This window comes from Vaccinium witches'-broom phytoplasma str. VAC (assembly GCF_000309405.1).
Lineage (GTDB): Bacteria > Bacillota_I > Bacilli_A > Acholeplasmatales > Acholeplasmataceae > Phytoplasma.
In genome coordinates, this window is sequence record NZ_AKIN01000251.1 from 1 (window position 1) to 1,416 (window position 1,416).

Sequence of the window (1,416 nt, forward strand, 5' to 3'; positions counted from 1 at the left end):
AATTATGTTAGAATATTCGATGATAATTGATTTTTCGTTTTTTTCGATGGTGTTTATTAAATTACGAGAATTCATAAACTCTTTATTCAAATTATCACTTTCCATACGTGTTTTATATTCTTCTAGTTTCTTTTGGTAATCTTTTTGGTCGGCGTCGAGTTTGGCTAGTTCGCGATCGATGTCTTTGGTATACATTTCTAAGGCTTCTTTGGTAATCATTGGGAGTGATTCTTTGTTTTCGTTCGCTACTTCGTTATACATATGCCATAAACGGTGTCCTTCGTGAAGAATTAAAGTAGTTTTTGTGAACCCTTGTGAGAATTTACGTGTAAAAGTAATCGATTTGCCTATGATTTTCATACCATATTTGGCAGGGATTAAATCAGTTACTTTATCGAAGGCTTTGAATCCCCATTTGATGATATTACCAGCCGATGCTTCGTTTTCTTTTTCATAGGTTTGCGCTCGAATATGCATTGCTTGGTATTTTTCTTTTAATGTTTTGTATAAGTCTTGTTCTGCTTCGATTTTTTCTATTTTTTCGTTAACTTGGCTGATGTTATTTTGGATTTCGTAGCGGCGTTGTTCGACGGATTTTATTTGGTTGAATAAAGATTTTTCGCCATCAGTTAAATCTTTATATCGTTTTTCTAATAGTTTTTTGTAATCTTCAGCGCGTTGAAGTTGTTCGGTTAAATTCTCGATTTTGTTTTCTAATAACCCTATTTGGTTTTTTATTTCAGTAATTTGTTTAACTAATACAATCTTTTCGTCATAAAGTATATCTAATTTAGCGCGTAGTTTTTCTTTTTCGGTTAAATCAGTGGATTCCGCGATTTGTTTTTCAGTTAATTTTATCTCTTTTTCTTTGGTGGCTAATGCTTCTTCTTTTTGTTTTAGTTGTTCTTTTAAGACATTAATGTTATTTTCAATTTCTTGTTTTTTAGTTTTGATTTCGTTAATCTTTGTTTCTGTTTGGTTTATTAGTTCTTTGATTTTTTCTTTTTGTTCTTGGGTTATTTTTTGTTCTTCATAGAGTGTTTTTAATTCGACCTCTACTTTGGTTAATTCTTGTTCCCAATTATCTTTTAGTCCTTGGTAATTGTTGATGACTTCATCGTATTTGTCGATGGCTTTATCGATTTCTTGGACTAATTGACCAGTATATTTACTAGATGGTTCTTTTGGTTTATGAAAGAAACATAAGTAAATGAAACTTAAAATACCGATAATAATTAAAAAATAAGTTAAATAGCCTTTCCATGCGGTTGATTGTTGTTGTTGATTAGCAGCAAGTTTGCTTTTAAAGAAAACGAAAATACCGAAGATAGTGGTAGCCATTAAAAACCAAGTAAAATAAGACTTAAAGGTTAGATAAGTTTTAATTAGGTCTAAAGGTGTTTTCATAATTATTCA

1 protein-coding gene is annotated in these 1,416 nt (G+C 30.4%); it reads right to left on the minus strand.

Annotation, left to right across the window (positions count from 1 at the left end):
- Nucleotides 1–1,407: hypothetical protein (locus RI68_RS04410; protein ID WP_017193814.1), on the minus strand; the 1,407-nt coding region annotated here is incomplete at its 3' end.
- Nucleotides 1,408–1,416: the final 9 nt, after the last annotated feature.